We start from the raw sequence: 20,610 nt of genomic DNA on the forward strand, positions 1-20,610 counted from the left end.
TAAGTGTAATCGAAAACTATATAATGAGCGCTCGTTGTATTGCACCAGCTATTTGCGTTTACACCTCTGCAGCTACAACCCGTCCACTAAAGTAATCATTAGAGACGATGTATTCCGTTGTTCTGGTCAGTTCGTCTTGAAGTTGTGCCCAGTGACATCCATTGAGTTTGCCTTCGGAGTTATGGACGGCAGGAACAACGCCGCCGACTCGAATACCAAATGGCGTCAGTTCTTTGGCCCAGCTGTGGGTAAAGCCGGTAATCATGGAGTTTGCGCTCTCTAAGCCTGACACATCATGAAAGTCATCGTGAGATATCACATTCACAATCACGCCTTCTTTGTCTTGCTCTCGTAATCTCTCAGCACTGATTTGCCCAAAAGAGAAAAGGGTCGATGCCATAGCTGACAGGCCATTGATAAAGCTACTTACAGGCTGATCGCCAATTAGACTAGGCATTGGGGAGCTTATCCAGTTATTGACCAGAACATCGGGTGTCGTGTTGAAGGTGGCTTGAATAAAATCAAATACGCTGAGAATCGCTTGGTTGTCATTCCCTGCGAGCGTGTAATGGTAAACAGAGTCGGAGAAGCGGGCGCATTGTAAATAAGTCACCTGAAGTGCTTCCGCGTCTTTATCACAAAGGATGACAGTGGCTCCAAGGTTAACAAAGTGGTTCGCAATCGTCCCTCCCAGTCGCGAGCCGGCAGATGTTACCAATATGATTGAGCTTTTTATTTCCATCCCAGTACCTAAACAAATCGTCCGTGTCGGATAAGAATGGGTTAAATTTCATACATCGGGTGTGAATTGGCTCAAACTAAGGTGTACCCATTGATAACTTTTTATGAACTTTGTGGCACGTCACATTTTGCAGTAACTTCAAGTGGTAATTGACATCTTCGGTTTGATGATGACCAAAGGTGATGGTTCATATTGCCGACATCAATCATTCAAAAAGCGAGATCGAACAAAGAGTAGTCGTGAATATTGAGCGAGAAAGAGGAAGGCTAGGCAGCGGCTATACTTGCGCCTGAATCTGATACTGACGTTGAGCTGTCGATAGCTCGTTGTAGAGCGTCGCATTTGGTAAATCAGGCAGCTGTTTATTTGCGAGTTTACGCCGGTCATGACCAGAAAGGTTTTGGTAAACCTCTTCGGGGAAGTCGGCCGTATCTTCAGGCATGAAAGCAAGTGCTTCAGGTTTCAAATAGTGGCTTAGTTTGGCGCTGGCAAGGCTAGCTTGATGAAAGTGATTCGATTGTTTCGCTGAAATTTCATACGACGATTGATTCGAACGCAGTTGTTGCGGCTCTGCTACGCCAAATTGCTTGCGTAGGCGATCTTCAGTCGTTTCAGTGACGTCAATCGTGTCGATGGGAGTACAATCGCGAACATCATTAGAAAACATAGATAACAGCAACGCAAAATCTGCACGGCGACCTTGCTCAACCGCTTGGCTGATCCCGATGCCGAACTTCAGTTCGTTAATGATTCCTGCTTTGTCTAAAGTATGTATTTGCATGTTGCCTCTCATTCGATACACCTTTAACGGCATGGGGTCGGCAAACTTTAGAGTTTAATTACAGGCAAATAACGAATTTATGTAGAGCGATTGATAAAGGTAAGAATAGGTTGAAAAGTAGGCTCGATCTGCTGGTTCGTTTCGCAATGTTGGCATTGATTAGAATACGACAGGTACAAAAAAGCTCACGCCGAGGCATGAGCTTTCAATAGATAACTCGCTATAAATAGCGCAGCGTAAGTAATAATTACTTAGCTAGGTTCTCTTCTACGAAAGACCAGTTTACTAGGTTCCAGAATGCAGCCATGTAGTCAGGGCGAACATTGCGGAAATCGATGTAGTAAGCGTGTTCCCATAGGTCAACAGTTAGAAGTGGAGTAACACCTTCTTCTGTTAGAGGAGTAGCAGCGTTAGAAGTGTTAACGATGTCTAGAGAACCGTCAGCTTTCTTCACTAACCAAGTCCAAGAAGAACCGAAGTTGTTGATTGCAGAATCAGTGAATTTCGCTTTGAATTCTTCGAAAGAACCGAATGCAGCGTTGATAGCTTCTGCAACAGCGCCTGTTGGTTCGCCGCCTGCTTTAGGAGCAAGACAGTGCCAGTAGAACGTGTGGTTCCAGATTTGAGCTGCGTTATTGAAAACACCACCAGTAGAAGTCTTAACGATCTCTTCTAGTGTTTTGCCTTCAAACTCAGTACCTGGGATAAGACCGTTTAGCTTAACAACGTAAGTGTTGTGGTGCTTACCGTGGTGGAAATCTAGCGTTTCTGCTGAGATGTGTGGTTCTAGCGCGTCTTTCGCGTAAGGAAGAGCCGGTAGTTCAAATGCCATTGCTCAATTCTCCATTGATATGAAAGAGTTAACTCTTTCGATTGCTTCCAGTGATATTATTATTCATGGCTCGCTATATTGCCAACCACGGTCAATTTGCTGACTTGCGATATAGTTTAGCAAGTTTTTACTTTATTAAAAGCTTAATTCATCACTTTTGTGGGAATTGTTAGCCTAACTTGTTAACCGCTTTTTTTATATGGTTTTTATTCTTTTGGTTTGGGGTAGAATAAAGGCAATGAAAGCCGTAATCCATTAACGAGGAAGCAATGGAAACTATCGATAAAATCAAACAGCAAATTGAAGAAAACACTATTCTACTGTACATGAAAGGTTCTCCTAAGCTACCTAGCTGTGGTTTCTCTTCTCAAGCGTCTCAAGCGCTAATGGCATGTGGTGAGAAATTTGCTTACGTAGATATCCTACAAAACCCTGACATCCGTGCAGAGCTTCCAGCTTACGCACAATGGCCAACGTTCCCACAACTTTGGGTTGAAGGTGAGCTAATCGGTGGTTGTGATATCATTCTTGAGATGTTCCAAAAAGGTGAGCTTCAGCCAATCGTTAAAGAAGCCGCTGCTAAAGTAGCTGGCGACGACGCTGAGTAAGCTTTAGGCCTTGGTGCTTAAATATTGAATGGAAGGGGCCTTAATTAGGCTCCTTTTTTCGTTTGAATGGTTCAACAAAGACTCGATAAGGAATGAACAATGAACGTAAAACTTCATTATGTGCATGATCCAATGTGCAGCTGGTGTTGGGGTTACAAGCCAACGCTTGAGTTATTAAAACAACAATTGCCAGCGAGCATTGAGTTTAACTACGTAGTCGGTGGTTTGGCTCCAGATTCTGAAGAGCCGATGTCAGAAGAGATGAAAGGCAAGCTTCAAGCGATTTGGAAGCAGATTGAAGCTAAGCTGGGTACGGAATTTAATCATGAATTTTGGACTGAATGCCAACCGGTTCGCAGTACTTACCCTGCGTGTCGTGCCGTGATCGCCGCTGGTTTTCAGGATCACTACGAAGCAATGCTTGAAGCGATCCAACACGCTTACTACCTTCGTGCGATGTTGCCTCATAGCCAAGAAACGCATTTGCAGTTAGCTCAAGAGCTAGGGATGAATGTACAACAGTTTGAAAATGACCTTTCTAGTAAACTTTTGGAAAGCGAGTTAGATGACCAGTTAGGTTTTAAAGAGGCGATGGGAGTGCATTCTTACCCAAGCTTAATGCTTGAGGTGAACGGTATCTTTAGTGAAGTTGAATTGGATTACCATTCAACGGAAGCGACGCTTAAGTCTATTCGCGAGATACTTGTGAATAACGCTCCCGCTGCGTAATTCAGTGAAAGCTGTTCATATTGGCGTAATGATTTCTAAGGCTTATTCGTAGGAGTAAGCCTTTTCTTTTGTTCGATGCAATGAGTTTATTGCGGTGGTCATGGGCTGAGAGTTAAAGAACAAGAGAAGAGGAAGACATTCCAGATACAAAAAAGACCGCACGAGGCGGTCTTTGTAATAGATAGCTTAGGGCTCTTTACGACAGAATCGAATTACAGAACCATAGCTGCAATCCAACCGAATACGATCAGTGGGATGTTGTAGTGTAGGAACGTCGGTACCACGGTTTCCCATACGTGCTCGTGTTGACCATCAGCATTAAGACCCGATGTTGGACCTAATGTTGAGTCAGAAGCAGGAGAGCCCGCATCACCAAGTGCTGCTGCTGTACCTACTAGCGCGATTGTTGCCATTGGCGAGAAACCAAATGCTGCCGCTAGAGGAACGTAGATAGTTGCAAGGATTGGAATCGTAGAGAACGAAGAACCAATGCCCATAGTTACCAATAGACCAACAATTAGCATAAGCAGTGCCGCTAGAGGTTTATTGTCACCGATGCTGGTTGAAAGCGCTTCAACCAGAGATTCAACGCCACCCGTTTGCTTCATTACCGCTGCAAAACCTGCCGCTGCAATCATGATGAAACCGATCATTGCCATCATGTGAACGCCCTTAGTGAAGACATCGTGTGTCTCTTTCCAAGCGATTACACCACCGAAGGTGAATACCATGAAACCAGCCAAAGCACCGATGATCATAGAACCTGTCGATAGTTGAACCGTTAGTGCAGCAACAATACCCGCAGCAGCCACTAGGATGTGCTTCTTGTTGATCTCTTTCACTTCGGTTGAAACAACAGTATGAGACGTTTCTTTGTATTGGCGAGGCTTACGGTAAGTAAAGAATACTGCCGTAAGAAGACCAAAGATCATGCCTGCAGCCGGTAACAACATCGCCATTGGTACTTGGCTTGCTACTACGTTTTCAAGACCGTTGTCGTGAAGGTTTTTAAGCAGGATGTTGTTTAGGAAGATGCCACCAAAACCGATAGGTAGAACCATATACGGGGTAATCAGGCCAAAAGTAAGTACACACGCAATCAGACGACGGTCTAGGTTCATTTTTGCGAATACGCCTAATAGAGGTGGGATTAAAATTGGGATGAAGGCGATATGCACAGGAATCACGTTTTGCGAAGACATGGTCACTAAGATCAAAGACGCAAGGATGCCGTATTTTAGACCATTAGATGCCGCACTGTTCTCTTTGCCGTGAATGCGCTTAATTACGCTTTGAGCAAGTAGGTCTGTGATACCAGAACGAGAGATAGCAACAGCGAATGTACCAAGCATAGCGTAGCTAAGTGCGATAGTTGCACCGCCACCTAATCCACTTTCGAAAGCCGCGACAGCATCGTTCAAGTCCATACCAGAGGCTACGCCACCGATAATTGCACTGAACGTGAGAGCCACGACAACGTTTACACGCATCAAAGCTAAAACAAGCATGATGCAAACTGAAATTACAACAGGGTTCATATTATTCTCGGGATGTTGTGTTTTTTATGACGGCAATACGAGTGAACGTTTACCGACTCTATTTTTTATTCTTCGTCAACAAGAGGCCAACCACCAAGGGCTTTCCATTTGTTTACAATGCCGCAAAATAACTCTGTGGTTTTTTGCGTATCATACAAAGCAGAGTGTGCTTCTTTGTTGTCAAATTCCATCCCTGCAGTGCGGCAAGCTTTAGCCAAAACGGTTTGGCCGTAGGCAAGACCACTAAGAGCTGCAGTGTCAAAAGTAGCAAAAGGATGGAAAGGGACGCGTTTAAGCTTACAACGTTCACTTGCTGCATTGACGAAATTTAGATCGAACGTAGCATTGTGAGCGACCATGATTGCACGACTACAATCTGAAGCTTTTTGTTCTTTTCTCACTAGCTTGTAGATTTCTTTAAGGGCTTCTTGTTCCGACACAGCACCACGTAATGGGCTAAATGGGTCTTTAATTCCGTTAAAGTCTAATGCTGCCTGCTCTATATTTGCGCCTTCAAAAGGCTCAATGTGAAAATGAAGCGTTGATGCAGGGTGCAGATCTCCGTTCTCATCCATTCTTAGTGTAATGGCACAGATTTCTAATAATGCATCGGTTTCAGCGTTAAACCCTGCGGTTTCCACGTCGATGACCACTGGAAAATAGCCACGAAAGCGTTTTTTTAGGGTCAGAGCTTCGTTTTCTACAGTCATGTTAGCCCAAATATGTGTGATTAAGGCTGCATTATTGCAGATAATAGCGGTGATAAAAACTAGGGAAGGGCAATAAATCATAAATTAGCCGACCTATATCGGCTTGATAATTGCATATTCAAACGTGAGAGAAAAATGCGGCAATTGGCTGCATTGTTAAACGAATTGCTTAAGAGATACTCCACTTTATGAAGAAACAACTCATAACAGGTTCAATGCTATTTTCGCTACTTATGTCGTCATCGGTATTGGCACAAGAAAAGCGTTACGGAGCATCTCCTCAACAGTCGACGTGGGAGATGGTGGCGAATACGCCACTTGAGTGTCGCTTGGTTCACCCAATCCCAAATTTTGGTGATGCTGAGTTCTCATCTCGTGCGAGTAAAAAGATCATTTTAGACTTTGAGCTTAAAATGCGCCGCCCAATGGGTGCGACACGCAACGTAAGCTTGATCTCTATGCCGCCAGCTTGGCGTCCGGGCGAAAGTGCTGACCGCATGACGACCATTAAATTCTTCCAACAATTTGATGGCTACGTTGGTGGTCAAACCGCTTGGGGTATTTTGAGTGAGCTCGAGAAAGGACGCTACCCGACATTCAGTTATCAAGAGTGGCAGAGCCGAGATCAGCGAATCGAAGTTGCACTATCATCGGTATTGTTCCAAGAAAAGTACAATGTGTTTAGTGACTGTATTGCTAACTTACTGCCTTACAGCTTCGAAGACATCTCTTTCACTATCTTGCACTACGACCGCAACAGCGATCAGTTGAACAAGTCGTCGCGCAAAAGGCTGAGCCAAATTGCTGACTACGTTCGCTATAACCAAGACATCGACCTTGTGCTGGTAGCGACGTACACCGACTCTGTCGATAGCAAAGGCATTAGCCAAAATCTATCAGAAAGAAGAGCGGAATCGTTGAGAGAATACTTTAAATCTCTAGGCTTGCCAGAAGACCGCATCCAAGTTCAAGGTTATGGTAAGCGCCGTCCAATTGCTGACAACAACTCACCAATTGGTAAAGACAAAAACCGACGTGTTGTGATCTCTTTAGGTCGCACACAGGTTTAAGCTAAACAATAGCTCGTTTTGAAATGACAAAGCCCGTCTTCACTGATGACGGGCTTTTTTATATTTGAAATTTGGTGCCGTTGTGTTTACGTAACTCGTTTAGTTCAAGCGGAAGCGAGCAATCATTTCACAGTTGGTCGCGGTATCGATTTTTTCCACCATAGAGGCAATTTTAGGATTGGGGTGTCGTTTCATGAAATCGATAAGGGCTTTCTTACAGCAACCAATAGAGTCAATGAAGCTTGAACATTGCGAATTGGGGCATTGAGGGATCAGTGTCAGTACTTTTTCTGAAGCCAATTGGAGATATTTGAGTTCATATTCAGTATCGCCGGCCCATCGCCAAAACTGAGCGAGGTTGTGGCAAGAAATCACAGAGATAAGTAAGCGCTCGTCCGCTTGGATATCGGTACGTTCAGTAATTTTTTCGCTTAAACTCAATGCTTGCTGATAGTGAAGAATACTTTGTACAGGATCGTCGAGCTGCAATGCCGTATCGGCAAGTAACGTGTGTTTTTCCCATTCGCTAATCATTGTGTTACCTCACTAATCAATAGGGGACTTAATTTAAATGATAATTATTATCATGTAAAGTTTCATCAGTGAGAATGTTGTAATAATTAGTAAAGAATATCAATTATTAATAGAGCTATAAAAAAAGCGAGCTTTATGCTCGCTTATTATGTTTATTTATACTGGGCTTTAAAGCCAGAATATTGCAGAGTCTAGCGAAGGATTAACCCTCTAGACCTGCGCTTGCTTGTTTGTTCTGAATTAGCTCAATCATGTAGCCATCAGGGTCTTTTACGAATGCGATATGAGTTGAACCGCCTTTAACAGGGCCAGCCTCACGTGTTACGTTACCGCCTGCCGCTTTAATTGCATCACACGTTGTGTAGATATCATCAACACCGATAGCAACGTGACCAAAAGCTGAGCCAAGGTCATATTCAGTCGTACCCCAGTTGTAAGTCAGCTCAATCACAGCGCCTTGAGATTCGTCACCAAAGCCAACGAAAGCCAGCGTGTATTCGTACTCTTTGTTTTCGTTTTTACGCAATAGCTGCATGCCCATTACGTTTGTGTAGAATTCGATAGACTTATCTAGATCACCAACGCGTAGCATGGTGTGTAAAATACGGCCGTTTGACATGATTTGCTCCTAGCTTTAATTATGTATACGTTTTTTTGTAATTCTGTTTTATGCCGCTAGAAAAATGCGGCACTGTTTAGCTTCTTAGCTTCTTAGCTTCTTAGCTTCTTAGCTTCTTAGCTTCTTAGCTTCTTAGCTTCTTAGCTTCTTAGCTTCTTAGCTTCTTAGCTTCTTAGCTTCTTAGCTTCTTAGCTTCTTAGCTTTTTAGCTTTTCGCTAACAGCTTATAAGCTTAGACGTCTGTTTTTTCCTTGAACTCACACAGGTCTTCAATGATACAGCTGCCACAGCGTGGTTTACGCGCAACGCAGGTGTAACGTCCATGAAGAATGAGCCAATGGTGGACATCCAGTTTGAATTCTTTTGGGATAACTTTAAGTAGTTTTGCTTCGACATCGTCGACGGTTTTACCCATCGCTAGCTTAGTGCGGTTTGATACACGATAGATGTGAGTATCAACGGCAATGGTTGGCCAACCGAATGCGGTATTTAACACTACGTTTGCTGTTTTACGACCGACACCTGGAAGGGCTTCTAATGCAGCGCGATCTTCCGGTACTTCACCATTATGTAGGTCAAGCAGCATACGACACGTTTTGATGGTGTTTTCTGCTTTCGAATTAAATAGGCCGATGGTCTTGATGTACTCTTTTAAACCATCAACACCTAGGTCGAAAATCGCCTGTGGAGTATTAGCCACAGGATAAAGCTTATCCGTCGCTTTGTTCACGCTGACATCGGTTGCTTGTGCAGATAATAGCACAGCGATCAGCAACTCGAACGGGCTGTTCCAGTTAAGCTCAGTCTCTGGCTTTGGATTGTTTTCTCTTAAACGCTCAAGTATTTCTACTCGTTTTACATTGTTCATAGCGACATTACTTTCAAATAGTTAGGGCATGAAGCTTGGATTGCTTCTGCTTTATCATCGGTTACGCGCTCTTATGAGCGTCATTATTATGTGTATTTGGTCAATCTATTTACCTACTGAGCGGTTGAGCTACTCAGCAGGGTTGGGCAACTGTAACTGATCAGGCATTGGTAACGCGAGCGCGTTCAATGGCTGGTTTTTCTTGTTTGGGCTGTCTAGCTTTAGCTTGGTTGTCGATGATGTTTTTCAAAGCAATCAAGAAACCAACACCAATAAAGGCACCTGGAGGTAGCAGGGCTAGCAAGAAACTGTTATCAAATTGGAAAATCTGGATTCTCAACACCGAAGCCCAATCACCAAGGAGCAGGTCTGCGCCATCAAACAGGGTTCCGTTACCAATAACCTCACGCATCGCACCTAACACAACCAGTACCGATGTCATGCCAAGACCCATCCAAAAGCCATCTTGAGCAGCAGGCAGTACTTCGTTTTTAGACGCGAAGGCTTCGGCACGACCGATGATGATACAGTTGGTTACGATCAATGGGATAAAGATACCCAAAGATAGGTAAAGCCCGTAAGCGTAGGCATTCATCAGAAGTTGAACACAGGTTACTAATGAAGCAATGATCATCACGAACACTGGAATACGCACTTCTTTTGGCACATGGTTTCGAACCAAAGATACAGATACGTTCGAACCGACTAATACAAGCAAGGTAGCGATACCTAATCCAAGAGCGTTAGTCACAGTCGAAGAGACAGCCAACAGCGGACATAAGCCAAGGAGTTGCACTAGGGCAGGGTTGTTGGCCCACATGCCATTTTTAATTAGTGTTTTATGGTCACTCATTATTCACCACCACAATTTTGAGGTTGAGCAAGCAATGCTTGGTTGTTTTGATTAACGTATTGCACCGCTTGTTTCACTGACTTAACGACAGCTCTTGGCGTAATGGTTGCGCCAGTGAACTGGTCAAAGTCACCACCATCTTTACGAACCTTCCAACGGTCAAGATTAGAATCCGTTACTTGCTTACCTGAAAATGAAAGAATCCAATCACTCACACGAAGATCAATTTTATCACCCAATCCTGGCGTTTCTTGGTGAGAAAGCACGCGAGTACCTAAAATAGTACCGTCAATTTTCATCCCAACAATCACTTTAATCGCACCGTTATAGCCGTCTGGGGCTATCGCCTCGATCGCAATCGCACTTGGCTCACCATTGAGTTTAGCAACGTAGGCAGGCATCGCTTGCTCAGTACCAAGTTCTTCTGTTTGAACGAGAGTGCAAGATGAAAACAGTTCATTATCGTGCAGATCGTGTGGGATCACTTGGTTAAGAACTGACAGTAACTGAGCCTGTTCTTGCTGCTTGATCTGGTCTTTGGTCAGGTAGTGAGTTACCGCGACCAAACCTGTAGAAGCACACGCAAAAATCGCGAGTACAAGGCCGTTTTTCTTAATTGCATTTAGCATGGTATCCGCTTCCTTAGTGGCCGTATGTACGAGGTTTGGTGTAGTAGTCAATCAGTGGAACACACATGTTGGCTAACAATACAGCAAACGCCACGCCATCAGGGAAACCACCCCAACTGCGGATGATAAATACCAAACCGCCGATCAGAGCTCCAAACACTAAGCGACCTTTTACTGTCGTTGATGCTGAAACGGGGTCGGTCGCAATGAAAAATGCGCCGAGCATAGTCGCACCAGACAATAGATGAATGGTTGGTGAAGCGGTTTCACCGGGAGTGAACATCAAGAACACTAGGCTAAATAGGGTCAAACTGGCCAGAAATGCTACTGGGATATGCCATTGAATCACGCGTTGTTTGATTAACACTAGGCCACCAACAAGGTAAGCAAGGTTTACCCATTCCCAGCCTACACCAGCTAACCAGCTAAATTGAGGTTGAGACAGTGCTTCTGAAGCTGTATTTCCCGCCGTTAATGCGGTTTTGAATGCATCAAGTGGCGTTGCCATCGTAGTGCCATCAATACCTAAGCGAGCTTGCTGTAGAGACAACCCTTCACTATTGAAGCTTGTAAAGATCATCAAGAAGGAGTCAACAAAGCTCGTTGCTTCAGCCGTTAAACTAGTAGGCGCATTCCAGCTGGTCATCTGAACTGGGAATGAGATCAGCAAAACAACGTAAGCCACCATCGCAGGGTTAAATGGGTTTTGCCCAAGGCCGCCGTATAGATGTTTCGCAACGACAATTGCGAAGAACATACCTATGACGAGAATCCACCATGGAGAATGTGGAGGAATCGCGACACTTAACAGCCAAGCAGTAACAACGGCGCTGTAATCACGCAATGCCATCACTGGCGGACGCTTTCTTAACAGCATTACAGCGGCTTCAAAGGTAACAGCAAGTGCAATAGCAAATACTAACTGGATGAGTGTACCCCATCCAAAGAAGTAGGTTTGAGCTAGTAGACCTGGCAATGCACAAATAGCGACCCATTTCATGAGATCTGGGGTACTTCTACGATTGTGCGCGTGCGGTGAGCTGGCGATAAAGAAGGCCACTACTCTTTCTCCTCATTATTCTTTTTGTCTTGCTCTTGCTGCGCCTTTCTTGCTTTAGCACGAACAATTGCGGCAGCAACCGCTGCTTTCTTAGGATCGACGGGTTCTGATTGAGCCTCAGATTCAGCCGCAATATCGTTTTCAACTAAAGGTTCAACCACAGATTCAGGCGTTTCTACTGACTCTTCCTGCTTCGCTTGTTGTGCCTTTTTGGCTTTAGCGAGAGCGATTGCCGCAGCAACGGCTGCTTTTTTAGGATCGACTGACTCTTTTTGAGTTTCAGCTTCAATCGCTGGTTCAGGCGTTTCTGTTGTCTCAGCCTGTTTAGCTTGCTGTGCTTTCTTGGCTTTAGCACGAGCAATAGCGGCAGCAACTGCAGCTTTCTTAGGATCGACTGACTCTTGTTGATTTTCAGCTTCAACTTCAATCACTGGCTCAGGCGTTTCTGTTGTCTCAGCCTGTTTAGCTTGCTGTGCTTTTTTGGCTTTAGCGCGAGTAATAGCGGCAGCAACTGCAGCTTTCTTAGGAGCGACGGACTCTTGTTGAGTTTCAGCTTCAACTTCAATCACTGGCTCTGGAATTTCTACTGTCTCAGCCTGTTTCGCTTGCTGTGCTTTCTTCGCCTTAGCGCGAGCAATAGCTGCAGCGACGGCGTCTTTCTTAGCATCACCTGAGCTTGCAGCTGGAGCTTTAGAAGCTGACTCCGCTTGTTGTGCTTTCTTGGCTTTAGCACGAGCAATAGCCGCAGCGACAGCGTCTTTCTTAGTATTGCCTGAGCTTGAAGCTGGATCTTCAGAAGCAGATTCTGTTTGCTGTGCTTTCTTGGCTTTAGCACGAGCAATAGCCGCAGCGACAGCGTCTTTCTTAGTATTGCCTGAGCTTGAAGCTGGATCTTCAGAAGCAGATTCTGTTTGCTGTGCTTTCTTGGCTTTAGCACGAGCGATAGCCGCAGCGACTGCGTCTTTCTTAGCGTCACCTGAGCTTGAAGCTGGATCTTCAGAAGCAGATTCTGTTTGCTGTGCTTTCTTGGCTTTAGCGCGAGCTATAGCTGCAGCGACAGCATCTTTCTTAGCGTCACCTGATTTTTCAACCGGAGCTTCAGAAGCTGATTCTGTTTGCTGTGCTTTCTTGGCTTTAGCGCGAGCAATGGCCGCAGCGACCGCGTCTTTCTTAGCATCACCAGATTTTTCAGTCGGAGCTTCAGAAGCTGATTCTGTTTGCTGTGCTTTCTTGGCTTTAGCGCGAGCAATGGCCGCAGCGACTGCGTCTTTCTTAGCATCACCAGAGCTTTCTGCAGGAATATCAGTTGCTGCTTGTTGCGCCTTGCGCTCTCGAGCTTGACGCTTACGTTCTTCACGCAGTTTAGACATTTCTGAATTGTCTGGTTCAGCGCCATCCGCTTTTTGAGCTGCAGCTTGTTTTGCTTTTGCTTTGGCAATCGCAGCAGCTACCGCAGGTTTCACTGCCGGTTCCGCATTAGGTGTTTGGTCTGCCGCTGCTTTTTGCGCTTTAACGCGAGCAATAGCAGCTGCTATTGCATCATCACCATCCGCAGACTTCATATCTTTACGACGGTTGTCAGCAGCTTTCTTGAAGCGGTTTTCACGTTCTGCTTTGTCGCGCTCCATACGAGCGTTTTTCTCTTCGAAACGAATCTTGGCGCGCTCTGCAGCTATCGCTTCGTCTTTTCTTGTTTTGATTTCGGCTTTCGCTTGGCGATAGTACTGAACAAGAGGAATTTCACTTGGGCAGACAAACGCACAAGCTCCACATTCAATACAGTCTTTAATATTCAGCTCTTCACACTTATCCAACTCGTTGGCTTTCGCATGCCATTGCAGTTGTTGAGGGAGCAATGACGCAGGGCAAGCTTCGGCACACGCGCTGCAACGAATACATTCCATTTCGTAAGTGCTTGGTGCAATCTCACGACGCGTTGGCGCTAAAATACAGTTCGACGTTTTAGTGATTGGCACATTGGCATGCGGCAAGGTAAAGCCCATCATCGGGCCGCCCAAAATCAAACGCGGCAGTTTTTTATCTGCTTTGTAGCCAAATTCGTCAAGCAACTCATGTACAGGTGTGCCGAGTAGCGCCCATACATTACGAGGCTGCTTAAAAGTTTTACCGGTTAAAGTCACGACGCGGTTAACCACAGGTTCACCGTCGATTACTGCTCTCTTAATCGAGTAGAGAGAGCCGACGTTTTGAACCAAAACACCAATATCTGCAGGAATACCGCCAGCCGGGACCTCTTTATTGGTGAGGATCTTGATGAGCTGTTTTTCACCACCAGAAGGGTATTTGGTTGGGATAACACGAATGACGATATCTTTGTCTTTTGCTGCTATCTCAAGAGCTTTTATCGCGTCGGGTTTGTTGTCTTCAATACCGATAACCGTCAACTTTGGTTGAAGAATGTGTTCAACCACTTCGATGCCTTTTAATACTTCTTCGGCATGCTCTTGAAGTAACTTGTCATCAGAGGTGATGTAAGGTTCACATTCCGCAGCGTTGACGATCAAAATGTCGGTACGACCTAAACCTGATTGAAGCTTCTTAGCCGTAGGGAAGCCTGCGCCACCCATGCCTGAAATACCGGCTTGGCGAATCACATCCAGCAGTTCGTCAGAGGTTTTTTTAGAAAAGTCTGCAACAGGGTGTTTTTCAATCCAAGTGTCTAAGCCATCGGGCTTAATAACCACGCTTAGTTCGCTCAAACCTGATGGGTGGGCGGTGGTTCTTGGTTCGATAGCGGTAATCACACCCGATGTTGGGGCGTGTACTGGCAAAGTAAAACCTGTGTCTAGGGCAGTAAGCTGCTGACCTTTTAACACAGTGTCGCCAGCAGCAACCAATAAGTTACCCGGTTTACCGATGTGCTGTTTTACAGGAAGAACGATTTCTTCTGGAAGCCTTGCATGAACGATATCAGTAGCATTCGACTGTTTCTTGTTTTCAGCAGGGTGTACGCCGCCCGGGAAGTTCCAAATAGAGCCCGTGCGAATTTGTTCAATTAAAGAGATCATACTAACCCTATGCCTTAGGCTCTGACGCGGTCGCATCAGTTGCTTGGTTAGTGATATCAGTAACAGGGATGATGTTCATCTGCCATTTCCAATTTTCAGTCGTTGTTGCCACTGGAATCATTTCGATACAGTCTGTTGGGCAAGGTGCAACACATAGGTCACAGCCTGTACATTCATCTTTGATGACGGTGTGCAGTGCCTTGGTTCCACCAACAATGGCGTCAACAGGGCAGGCTTGAATACACTTGGTACAGCCGATACACATATCTTCATGAATGAAGGCAACAGTTTTTACTTTGTTATCTAAGTCGTGAGCGGAGTCTTCAACTTCAATGCCCATTAGATCGGCGAGCTTCTCAATGGTTGCTTGACCACCGGGAGGGCACTTGTTGATTTTGTCTCCGTTAGCGATCGCCTCTGCGTATGGGCGGCAACCGGGGTAGCCACACTGGCCACATTGAGTTTGCGGTAAAATGGTGTCGATTTGATCGACGATCGGATCCGCTTCTACTTTAAAGCGGATAGATGCAAAACCTAAAATAGCGCCAAAAACAGCGGCTAAAACGGCGAGTGCAATGATTGCAATTAAGATGGTGCTCATGCTTATTTCACCAACCCAGTAAAGCCCATAAATGCCAGAGACATTAGGCCTGCTGTGATCATCGCAATTGATGCGCCTTTGAAGGGCATTGGAACATCAGCAACCGCAATACGTTCACGCATCGCAGCAAATAGGATTAATACAAGAGAGAAACCAACAGCCGCGCCGAAACCATAGATGATCGACTGAATGAAGTTGTGGTTCTCATTGATGTTCAGAAGTGCCACACCTAATACTGCACAGTTGGTGGTGATAAGAGGCAGAAAGATACCCAATAGGCGATAAAGGGTAGGGCTGGTTTTGTGAACGACCATTTCCGTAAATTGAACAACTACCGCGATAACCAAGATAAAGCTCATGGTACGCAGGTATTCAATACCCAGAGGGGTAAGGATGTAGGTTTCTACTAGGTATGCAGATACCGACGCTAACGTCAGAACGAAAGTCGTCGCGAGGCCCATGCCAATCGCAGTCTCCAACTTCTTGGAGACGCCCATAAATGGACATAGCCCTAAAAACTTCACTAGCACAAAGTTATTGACTAGCACTGTGCCAACCAACAACAAAAGGTATTCGGTCATAATGGATTAATTCTTGAGATTCCGATCCCGATATTATCCTGTTTTGCTCACCTAATAACAACCAAGGATCACTAGGGATTTAGACACTTGGTGAAAAAAACATCAGGTAATCGATTGATTACCAAAGCTGCAGTAAGTATAGACATAGATTTTGATGGTGTGAGCGTGCGGTGGTCTATCACAATGATCTTTGTCTGATCATTTGAGTACTCACTGATTTCACTTTTGTCTTCGGCCAAAAGGTAGAAATTGGTTGAAGTAAGTAGCAATCTTTTGAGTCAATTGATTATTGCTCACTTAAGGCTGTTGCTCGGTTGCTTAGAGGGTTTTTAGGAAAGTGAGTACGTTAAAACGCAAAAAGCCGCATCGAGTGATGCGGCTTCTTTAAATTTGGCCCCTTGTCGAGACTTGAACGCGGGCGGCTAGGTTTGTGACATTAACTTGGAACAAGTTAGTCGCAGTTATATACGAAAAAAGCCCAATCTTTCGATTGAGCTTTTTTCTGAATTTGGCTCCCCTTGCAAGACTTGAACTTGCGACATACGGATTAACAGTCCGCCGTTCTACCAACTGAACTAAAGGGGAATTGCTTGTTAGCGACGCGAATTCTAATAAGACTCCTATTTTCTGTCAATAAAAAATAACAGAAAAAAATAAGATAAAAAACTTTACTTTCTTGAACGCCTTATCAGATTTAGCTTTGCTTTAGTTATCCACCAAAATTGTGGATAAGTGTGTGCGTGAAACTTTAACAACAATCATTGGGATAAATCTGAAAATGTGAAAATCTGCAGTAACGTGATGTATTTAAAAGGCTAATATCGAAATATCACGATTGTATAACTTTTTAAGATTATAAAATAAACAGTAAAACAAGTGCTATTTTTAGATTTTCTGGGGAAAAGTAGTGGATTAAAAATCGAGTAATTTAGCTGAAGAGATCTTGCAGGGGCACGGATAATACCAAGTTCCAAAAATAAAAGCTATAACTGATATCTAATCTTAAGATGCATTTCTCTAGATAATAGTTGCAACGACACTCCTCCTAGAGTGACAATGACCTGATTAAATAAACAGTATGGAAATGGCGACCTATGAGTAAACTCTTTGACTTGGTATCGGACTACAGTCCGTCCGGTGACCAGCCGACGGCGATAACCAAATTACTAGATGGACTAGATTCTGGTTTGGCACATCAAACTCTATTAGGGGTAACGGGCTCTGGTAAAACATTTACCCTTGCCAACGTCATTTCTCAATCTCAAAGACCTGCAATATTGTTAGCGCCTAATAAGACACTAGCAGCTCAACTTTATGGCGAGATGAAGTCATTTTTTCCAAATAATGCCGTTGAGTACTTCGTTTCTTACTACGATTACTACCAGCCTGAAGCGTATGTGCCAACCACGGATACGTTCATTGAGAAAGATGCGTCGGTGAATGCTCATATTGAGCAAATGAGACTTTCGGCGACCAAGGCCTTATTAGAAAGAAAAGACGCCATCATTGTGGCTTCTGTATCGGCTATCTATGGTCTTGGTGATCCTAAGTCGTATTTGAAAATGATGCTTCACTTGAGTCGTGGTGAGGTTATGGATCAGCGTGATATTTTGCGCCGTTTGGCGGAGCTGCAATATTCAAGAAACGACGTCGCATTTGAACGAGGTCAATTCCGCGTGCGCGGTGAAGTGATTGATATTTTCCCGGCTGAATCTGATCAAGACGCGGTTAGGATTGAGATGTTCGATGACGAAGTCGATTGTATTAGTATCTTTGACCCACTCACTGGTGCGGTTAAGCAAAGAGACTTACCGCGCTTTACGGTTTATCCAAAAACTCACTATGTAACTCCACGAGAGAAAATCCTTGAGGCGATTGAGAAGATTAAGGATGAGCTGCGCGATAGGGCTCAATACTTAAAAGATAATAATAAGCTTCTCGAAGAACAGCGTATCTCTCAAAGAACTCAGTTTGATATCGAGATGATGACGGAGCTGGGTTTCTGCTCGGGTATTGAAAACTACTCTCGCTATTTGAGTGGACGTAATGAAGGTGAAGCACCGCCAACCTTGTTTGATTACCTGCCAAATGACGGCCTTTTGATTATCGATGAGTCACACGTTACCGTGCCGCAAATTGGTGCCATGTATAAAGGTGATCGCTCTCGTAAAGAAACCTTGGTTGAATTTGGTTTCCGCCTACCTTCGGCATTGGATAACCGTCCAATGAAGTTTGAAGAGTTCGAATCGATCGCTCCTCAGACTATTTTTGTGTCGGCCACGCCGGGTAATTACGAAATAGAAAAATCAGACGGCGAGATTTCTGATCAAGTGGTGCGTCCTACTGGTTTGTTAGACCCAATTATCGAAGTAAGGCCTGTCGCGACTCAGGTTGATGACCTATTGTCTGAAATCAGAATACGTTCAGTGAAAGAAGAACGTGTACTGGTCACTACGCTAACTAAGCGAATGGCAGAAGACTTAACCGAATACCTGAGTGAGCATGGCGTTAAAGTTCGTTACTTGCACTCAGATATCGATACTGTTGAGCGCGTAGAAATTATCAGAGACCTACGTTTGGGCGAGTTTGACGTGTTAGTGGGTATTAACTTACTTCGAGAAGGTTTGGATATGCCGGAAGTATCGCTGGTGGCGATTCTTGATGCTGACAAAGAGGGCTTCTTACGTTCTGAGCGTTCTCTTATTCAAACGATTGGCCGTGCAGCTCGTAATTTGGAAGGTCGAGCGATCTTGTATGGAGACTCAATTACTAAGTCGATGAGAAAAGCGATTGATGAAACCGACCGCCGTAGAGAGAAACAGCAGGCCTACAACGAAGAGCAAGGTATCACGCCACAAGCACTGAAACGTAATATCAAAGACATTATGGAGTTGGGTGACCTGACCAAGTCGAAACAGCAGCGCCAGTCAAAACAAGTTCCTCTATCTAAGGTTGCAGAGCCTTCTGAAAGTTATGCGGTGCTTACGCCACAACTACTTGATAAAGAGATCAGTAAACTGGAAGCAGCGATGTATCAGCATGCTCAGAATTTGGAATTTGAATTGGCGGCACAGAAGCGCGATGAAATTGAACAACTCAGAAAACAGTTCATTACCAATAGCTAATCGCACTTGTTACGCAAAAAAATTATTCTTGAAAACATAAGAATTGAGAGTGTATACGACAAAAAAACAGCCAGTAGGAAACGTTTTACTGGCTTACGTTTGTGAACACTCCGTCCACTAACAACGTCAGTTGGCTAGGTGACCCGAAGGTCATCGATACCGCTGCATCGTTCGTGCCATATAGATAAAGCATTGATTGTTTGAAGCAAGCAAACGAACACAGTATAAATAGTGTGGTTAATTTGCATAATGCAAAGCGGAATGCGATTATAATAAGAAATGCAAATTATAAATGGCTAGGATATGCAATCAAAAACGTTAGATAACAAATCGAAGTATTTGTTAATGGTAGAAGATACCGCGTCGGTAGCAGCGTTATATCGATCGTATCTTACACCGCTCGAAATTGACATTAACATTGTCGGCACTGGCCGCGATGCAATCGAGAGTTTGAACCATCGAATCCCAGACCTCATTTTATTAGATCTACGCCTGCCCGATATGACGGGTATGGATGTACTGTTTGCTGTAAAACAAAAATATCCTGAAGTTCCCGTTATCTTCATGACCGCTCACGGCTCTATTGATACCGCTGTAGAAGCGATGCGACATGGTTCCCAAGATTTCCTTATCAAACCGTGTGAAGCTGACCGACTGCGTATTACGGTGAACAACGCGATCCGCAAAGCGACAAAACTCAAAAACAGCGCTGAACATCCCGGTAATCAAAACTATCAAGGCTTCATTGGTAGCAGCCAAACCATGCAGCAGGTCTACCGAACGATCGATTCTGCCGCATCCAGTAAGGCCAGTATTTTCATCACGGGTGAAAGTGGTACCGGTAAAGAGGTGTGTGCTGAAGCCATTCACGCTGCAAGCAAGCGTGGAGATAAGCCATTTATCGCGATCAACTGTGCAGCGATTCCTAAAGATCTGATTGAGAGTGAGCTGTTTGGCCACGTTAAAGGTGCCTTTACTGGTGCTGCAACCGACCGTCAAGGTGCTGCTGAGCTTGCAGACGGTGGAACACTGTTCCTCGATGAATTGTGTGAAATGGACTTAGAGTTGCAAACTAAGCTTCTGCGTTTCATTCAAACCGGTACTTTTCAAAAAGTCGGCTCTTCTAAGATGAAGAGTGTGGATGTTCGTTTCGTATGTGCAACCAACCGAGACCCTTGGAAAGAAGTTCAAGAAGGTCGCTTTAGAGAAGATTTATACTACCGTTTATATGTGATTCCACTGCACTTGCCGCCATTGCGTGAGCGTGGAGAGGATGTCATCGAGATTGCATATTCATTGCTGGGTTACATGTCTGTCGAAGAAGGCAAGGCGTTCGTACGTTTTGCTGAAGAAGTACTCGATCGCTTTAATCAATATGAGTGGCCGGGGAACGTTCGTCAGTTACAAAATGTGTTGCGAAATGTGGTGGTACTGAATAATGGTAAAGAGATTACTCTCAACATGCTTCCACCGCCATTGAACCAACCCATTGAAAACAGTCTTCGTTTAAAAGAGAAGCAGAACGAAGACATCACGGTAAAAGATATTTTCCCATTGTGGATCACTGAGAAAACGGCTATCGAACAGGCCATTAAAGCGTGTGACGGTAACGTTCCTCGTGCGGCAGGCTTCTTGGATGTCAGTCCATCGACGATATACCGTAAATTGCAAACATGGAATGCGAAGCAGTAATCACCAAATA

At 44.6% G+C, this 20,610-nt stretch carries 19 protein-coding genes and 1 tRNA gene; 5 read left to right on the top strand and 15 right to left on the bottom strand.

Features of this window, described 5'->3' with window-relative positions; translation table 11 throughout:
* Positions 1-58: 58 nt before the first annotated feature.
* The 3 genes from OCV44_RS04910 to sodB all read right to left on the bottom strand — a co-directional run bounded on the left by OCV44_RS04910 (position 59) and on the right by sodB (position 2,355).
* Complete coding sequence (locus OCV44_RS04910; protein ID WP_139685360.1) at positions 59-742, bottom strand: SDR family oxidoreductase; 684 nt, start codon at positions 740-742, stop codon at positions 59-61.
* Between the two features lie 277 nt (positions 743-1,019).
* On the bottom strand, positions 1,020-1,523 hold the full coding sequence (locus OCV44_RS04915; protein ID WP_261340866.1) for a VC2046/SO_2500 family protein: 504 nt from the start codon (positions 1,521-1,523) through the stop codon (positions 1,020-1,022).
* A gap of 247 nt (positions 1,524-1,770) precedes the next feature.
* A complete protein-coding gene (gene sodB, locus OCV44_RS04920; RefSeq protein ID WP_004734050.1) occupies positions 1,771-2,355 on the bottom strand; it encodes a superoxide dismutase [Fe] in 585 nt (194 codons plus the stop codon).
* A gap of 269 nt (positions 2,356-2,624) precedes the next feature.
* Between sodB and OCV44_RS04925 the strand changes: the two genes are divergently transcribed.
* Positions 2,625-2,963 (top strand): Grx4 family monothiol glutaredoxin, encoded by a 339-nt coding sequence (locus tag OCV44_RS04925; RefSeq protein ID WP_009848715.1) that lies wholly within the window; start codon positions 2,625-2,627, stop codon positions 2,961-2,963.
* A gap of 99 nt (positions 2,964-3,062) precedes the next feature.
* Positions 3,063-3,692, top strand: coding sequence for a DsbA family protein (locus OCV44_RS04930; protein WP_139685359.1), 630 nt, complete (start codon positions 3,063-3,065; stop codon positions 3,690-3,692).
* A gap of 212 nt (positions 3,693-3,904) precedes the next feature.
* On the opposite strand, the gene OCV44_RS04935 is transcribed toward OCV44_RS04930, so the two are convergent.
* A complete protein-coding gene (locus OCV44_RS04935; RefSeq protein WP_139685358.1) occupies positions 3,905-5,230 on the bottom strand; it encodes a Na+/H+ antiporter family protein in 1,326 nt (441 codons plus the stop codon).
* Positions 5,231-5,295: 65 nt separating this feature from the next.
* Entirely contained in the window at positions 5,296-5,940 is a 645-nt protein-coding gene (gene rnt / locus OCV44_RS04940; protein ID WP_029222960.1) for a ribonuclease T, read from the bottom strand.
* Between the two features lie 188 nt (positions 5,941-6,128).
* Between rnt and motY the strand changes: the two genes are divergently transcribed.
* Complete coding sequence (gene motY, locus OCV44_RS04945) at positions 6,129-7,010, top strand: flagellar protein MotY (protein ID WP_086049043.1); 882 nt, start codon at positions 6,129-6,131, stop codon at positions 7,008-7,010.
* A gap of 99 nt (positions 7,011-7,109) precedes the next feature.
* Here motY and OCV44_RS04950 read toward each other — a convergent pair whose 3' ends face one another.
* The 10 genes from OCV44_RS04950 to OCV44_RS04995 form a co-directional block, all read right to left on the bottom strand.
* Positions 7,110-7,544 carry a DUF2753 domain-containing protein gene (locus OCV44_RS04950; protein WP_086049044.1) on the bottom strand — a complete coding sequence of 145 codons (435 nt, stop codon included), beginning with the start codon at positions 7,542-7,544 and terminating at the stop codon, positions 7,110-7,112.
* A gap of 202 nt (positions 7,545-7,746) precedes the next feature.
* Positions 7,747-8,163, bottom strand: coding sequence for a lactoylglutathione lyase (gene gloA, locus OCV44_RS04955; RefSeq protein WP_004734046.1), 417 nt, complete (start codon positions 8,161-8,163; stop codon positions 7,747-7,749).
* Positions 8,164-8,394: 231 nt separating this feature from the next.
* Entirely contained in the window at positions 8,395-9,030 is a 636-nt protein-coding gene (gene nth / locus OCV44_RS04960; RefSeq protein ID WP_010437137.1) for an endonuclease III, read from the bottom strand.
* Between the two features lie 160 nt (positions 9,031-9,190).
* The gene (locus tag OCV44_RS04965) at positions 9,191-9,883 is read right to left on the bottom strand and encodes an electron transport complex subunit E (protein WP_004734044.1); all 693 of its coding nucleotides are present in this window, start codon (positions 9,881-9,883) and stop codon (positions 9,191-9,193) included.
* The gene (rsxG, locus tag OCV44_RS04970; RefSeq protein ID WP_139686284.1) at positions 9,883-10,512 is read right to left on the bottom strand and encodes an electron transport complex subunit RsxG; all 630 of its coding nucleotides are present in this window, start codon (positions 10,510-10,512) and stop codon (positions 9,883-9,885) included. Before rsxG ends, OCV44_RS04965 begins: the two co-directional genes overlap by 1 nt.
* A gap of 13 nt (positions 10,513-10,525) precedes the next feature.
* Positions 10,526-11,572 (bottom strand): electron transport complex subunit RsxD, encoded by a 1,047-nt coding sequence (rsxD, locus tag OCV44_RS04975; protein WP_139686283.1) that lies wholly within the window; start codon positions 11,570-11,572, stop codon positions 10,526-10,528.
* The gene (rsxC, locus tag OCV44_RS04980) at positions 11,572-14,601 is read right to left on the bottom strand and encodes an electron transport complex subunit RsxC (RefSeq protein ID WP_390903456.1); all 3,030 of its coding nucleotides are present in this window, start codon (positions 14,599-14,601) and stop codon (positions 11,572-11,574) included. Before rsxC ends, rsxD begins: the two co-directional genes overlap by 1 nt.
* 7 nt (positions 14,602-14,608) lie before the next feature.
* On the bottom strand, positions 14,609-15,202 hold the full coding sequence (gene rsxB, locus OCV44_RS04985; protein ID WP_139684775.1) for an electron transport complex subunit RsxB: 594 nt from the start codon (positions 15,200-15,202) through the stop codon (positions 14,609-14,611).
* Between the two features lie 2 nt (positions 15,203-15,204).
* Positions 15,205-15,783, bottom strand: coding sequence for an electron transport complex subunit RsxA (gene rsxA, locus OCV44_RS04990; protein WP_004734039.1), 579 nt, complete (start codon positions 15,781-15,783; stop codon positions 15,205-15,207).
* 509 nt (positions 15,784-16,292) lie between these two features.
* Positions 16,293-16,368 (bottom strand) — tRNA-Asn (locus OCV44_RS04995).
* A gap of 509 nt (positions 16,369-16,877) precedes the next feature.
* Between OCV44_RS04995 and uvrB the strand changes: the two genes are divergently transcribed.
* Both uvrB and luxO read left to right on the top strand, forming a co-directional pair.
* Positions 16,878-18,908, top strand: a complete 2,031-nt coding sequence (gene uvrB / locus OCV44_RS05000) for an excinuclease ABC subunit UvrB (protein WP_139684774.1) — start codon at positions 16,878-16,880, stop codon at positions 18,906-18,908.
* Positions 18,909-19,211: 303 nt separating this feature from the next.
* Positions 19,212-20,600 carry a quorum-sensing sigma-54 dependent transcriptional regulator LuxO gene (luxO, locus tag OCV44_RS05005; RefSeq protein WP_086049048.1) on the top strand — a complete coding sequence of 463 codons (1,389 nt, stop codon included), beginning with the start codon at positions 19,212-19,214 and terminating at the stop codon, positions 20,598-20,600.
* Positions 20,601-20,610 lie beyond the last annotated feature (10 nt).

Source organism: Vibrio tasmaniensis, from assembly GCF_024347635.1.
Lineage (GTDB): Bacteria > Pseudomonadota > Gammaproteobacteria > Enterobacterales > Vibrionaceae > Vibrio > Vibrio tasmaniensis.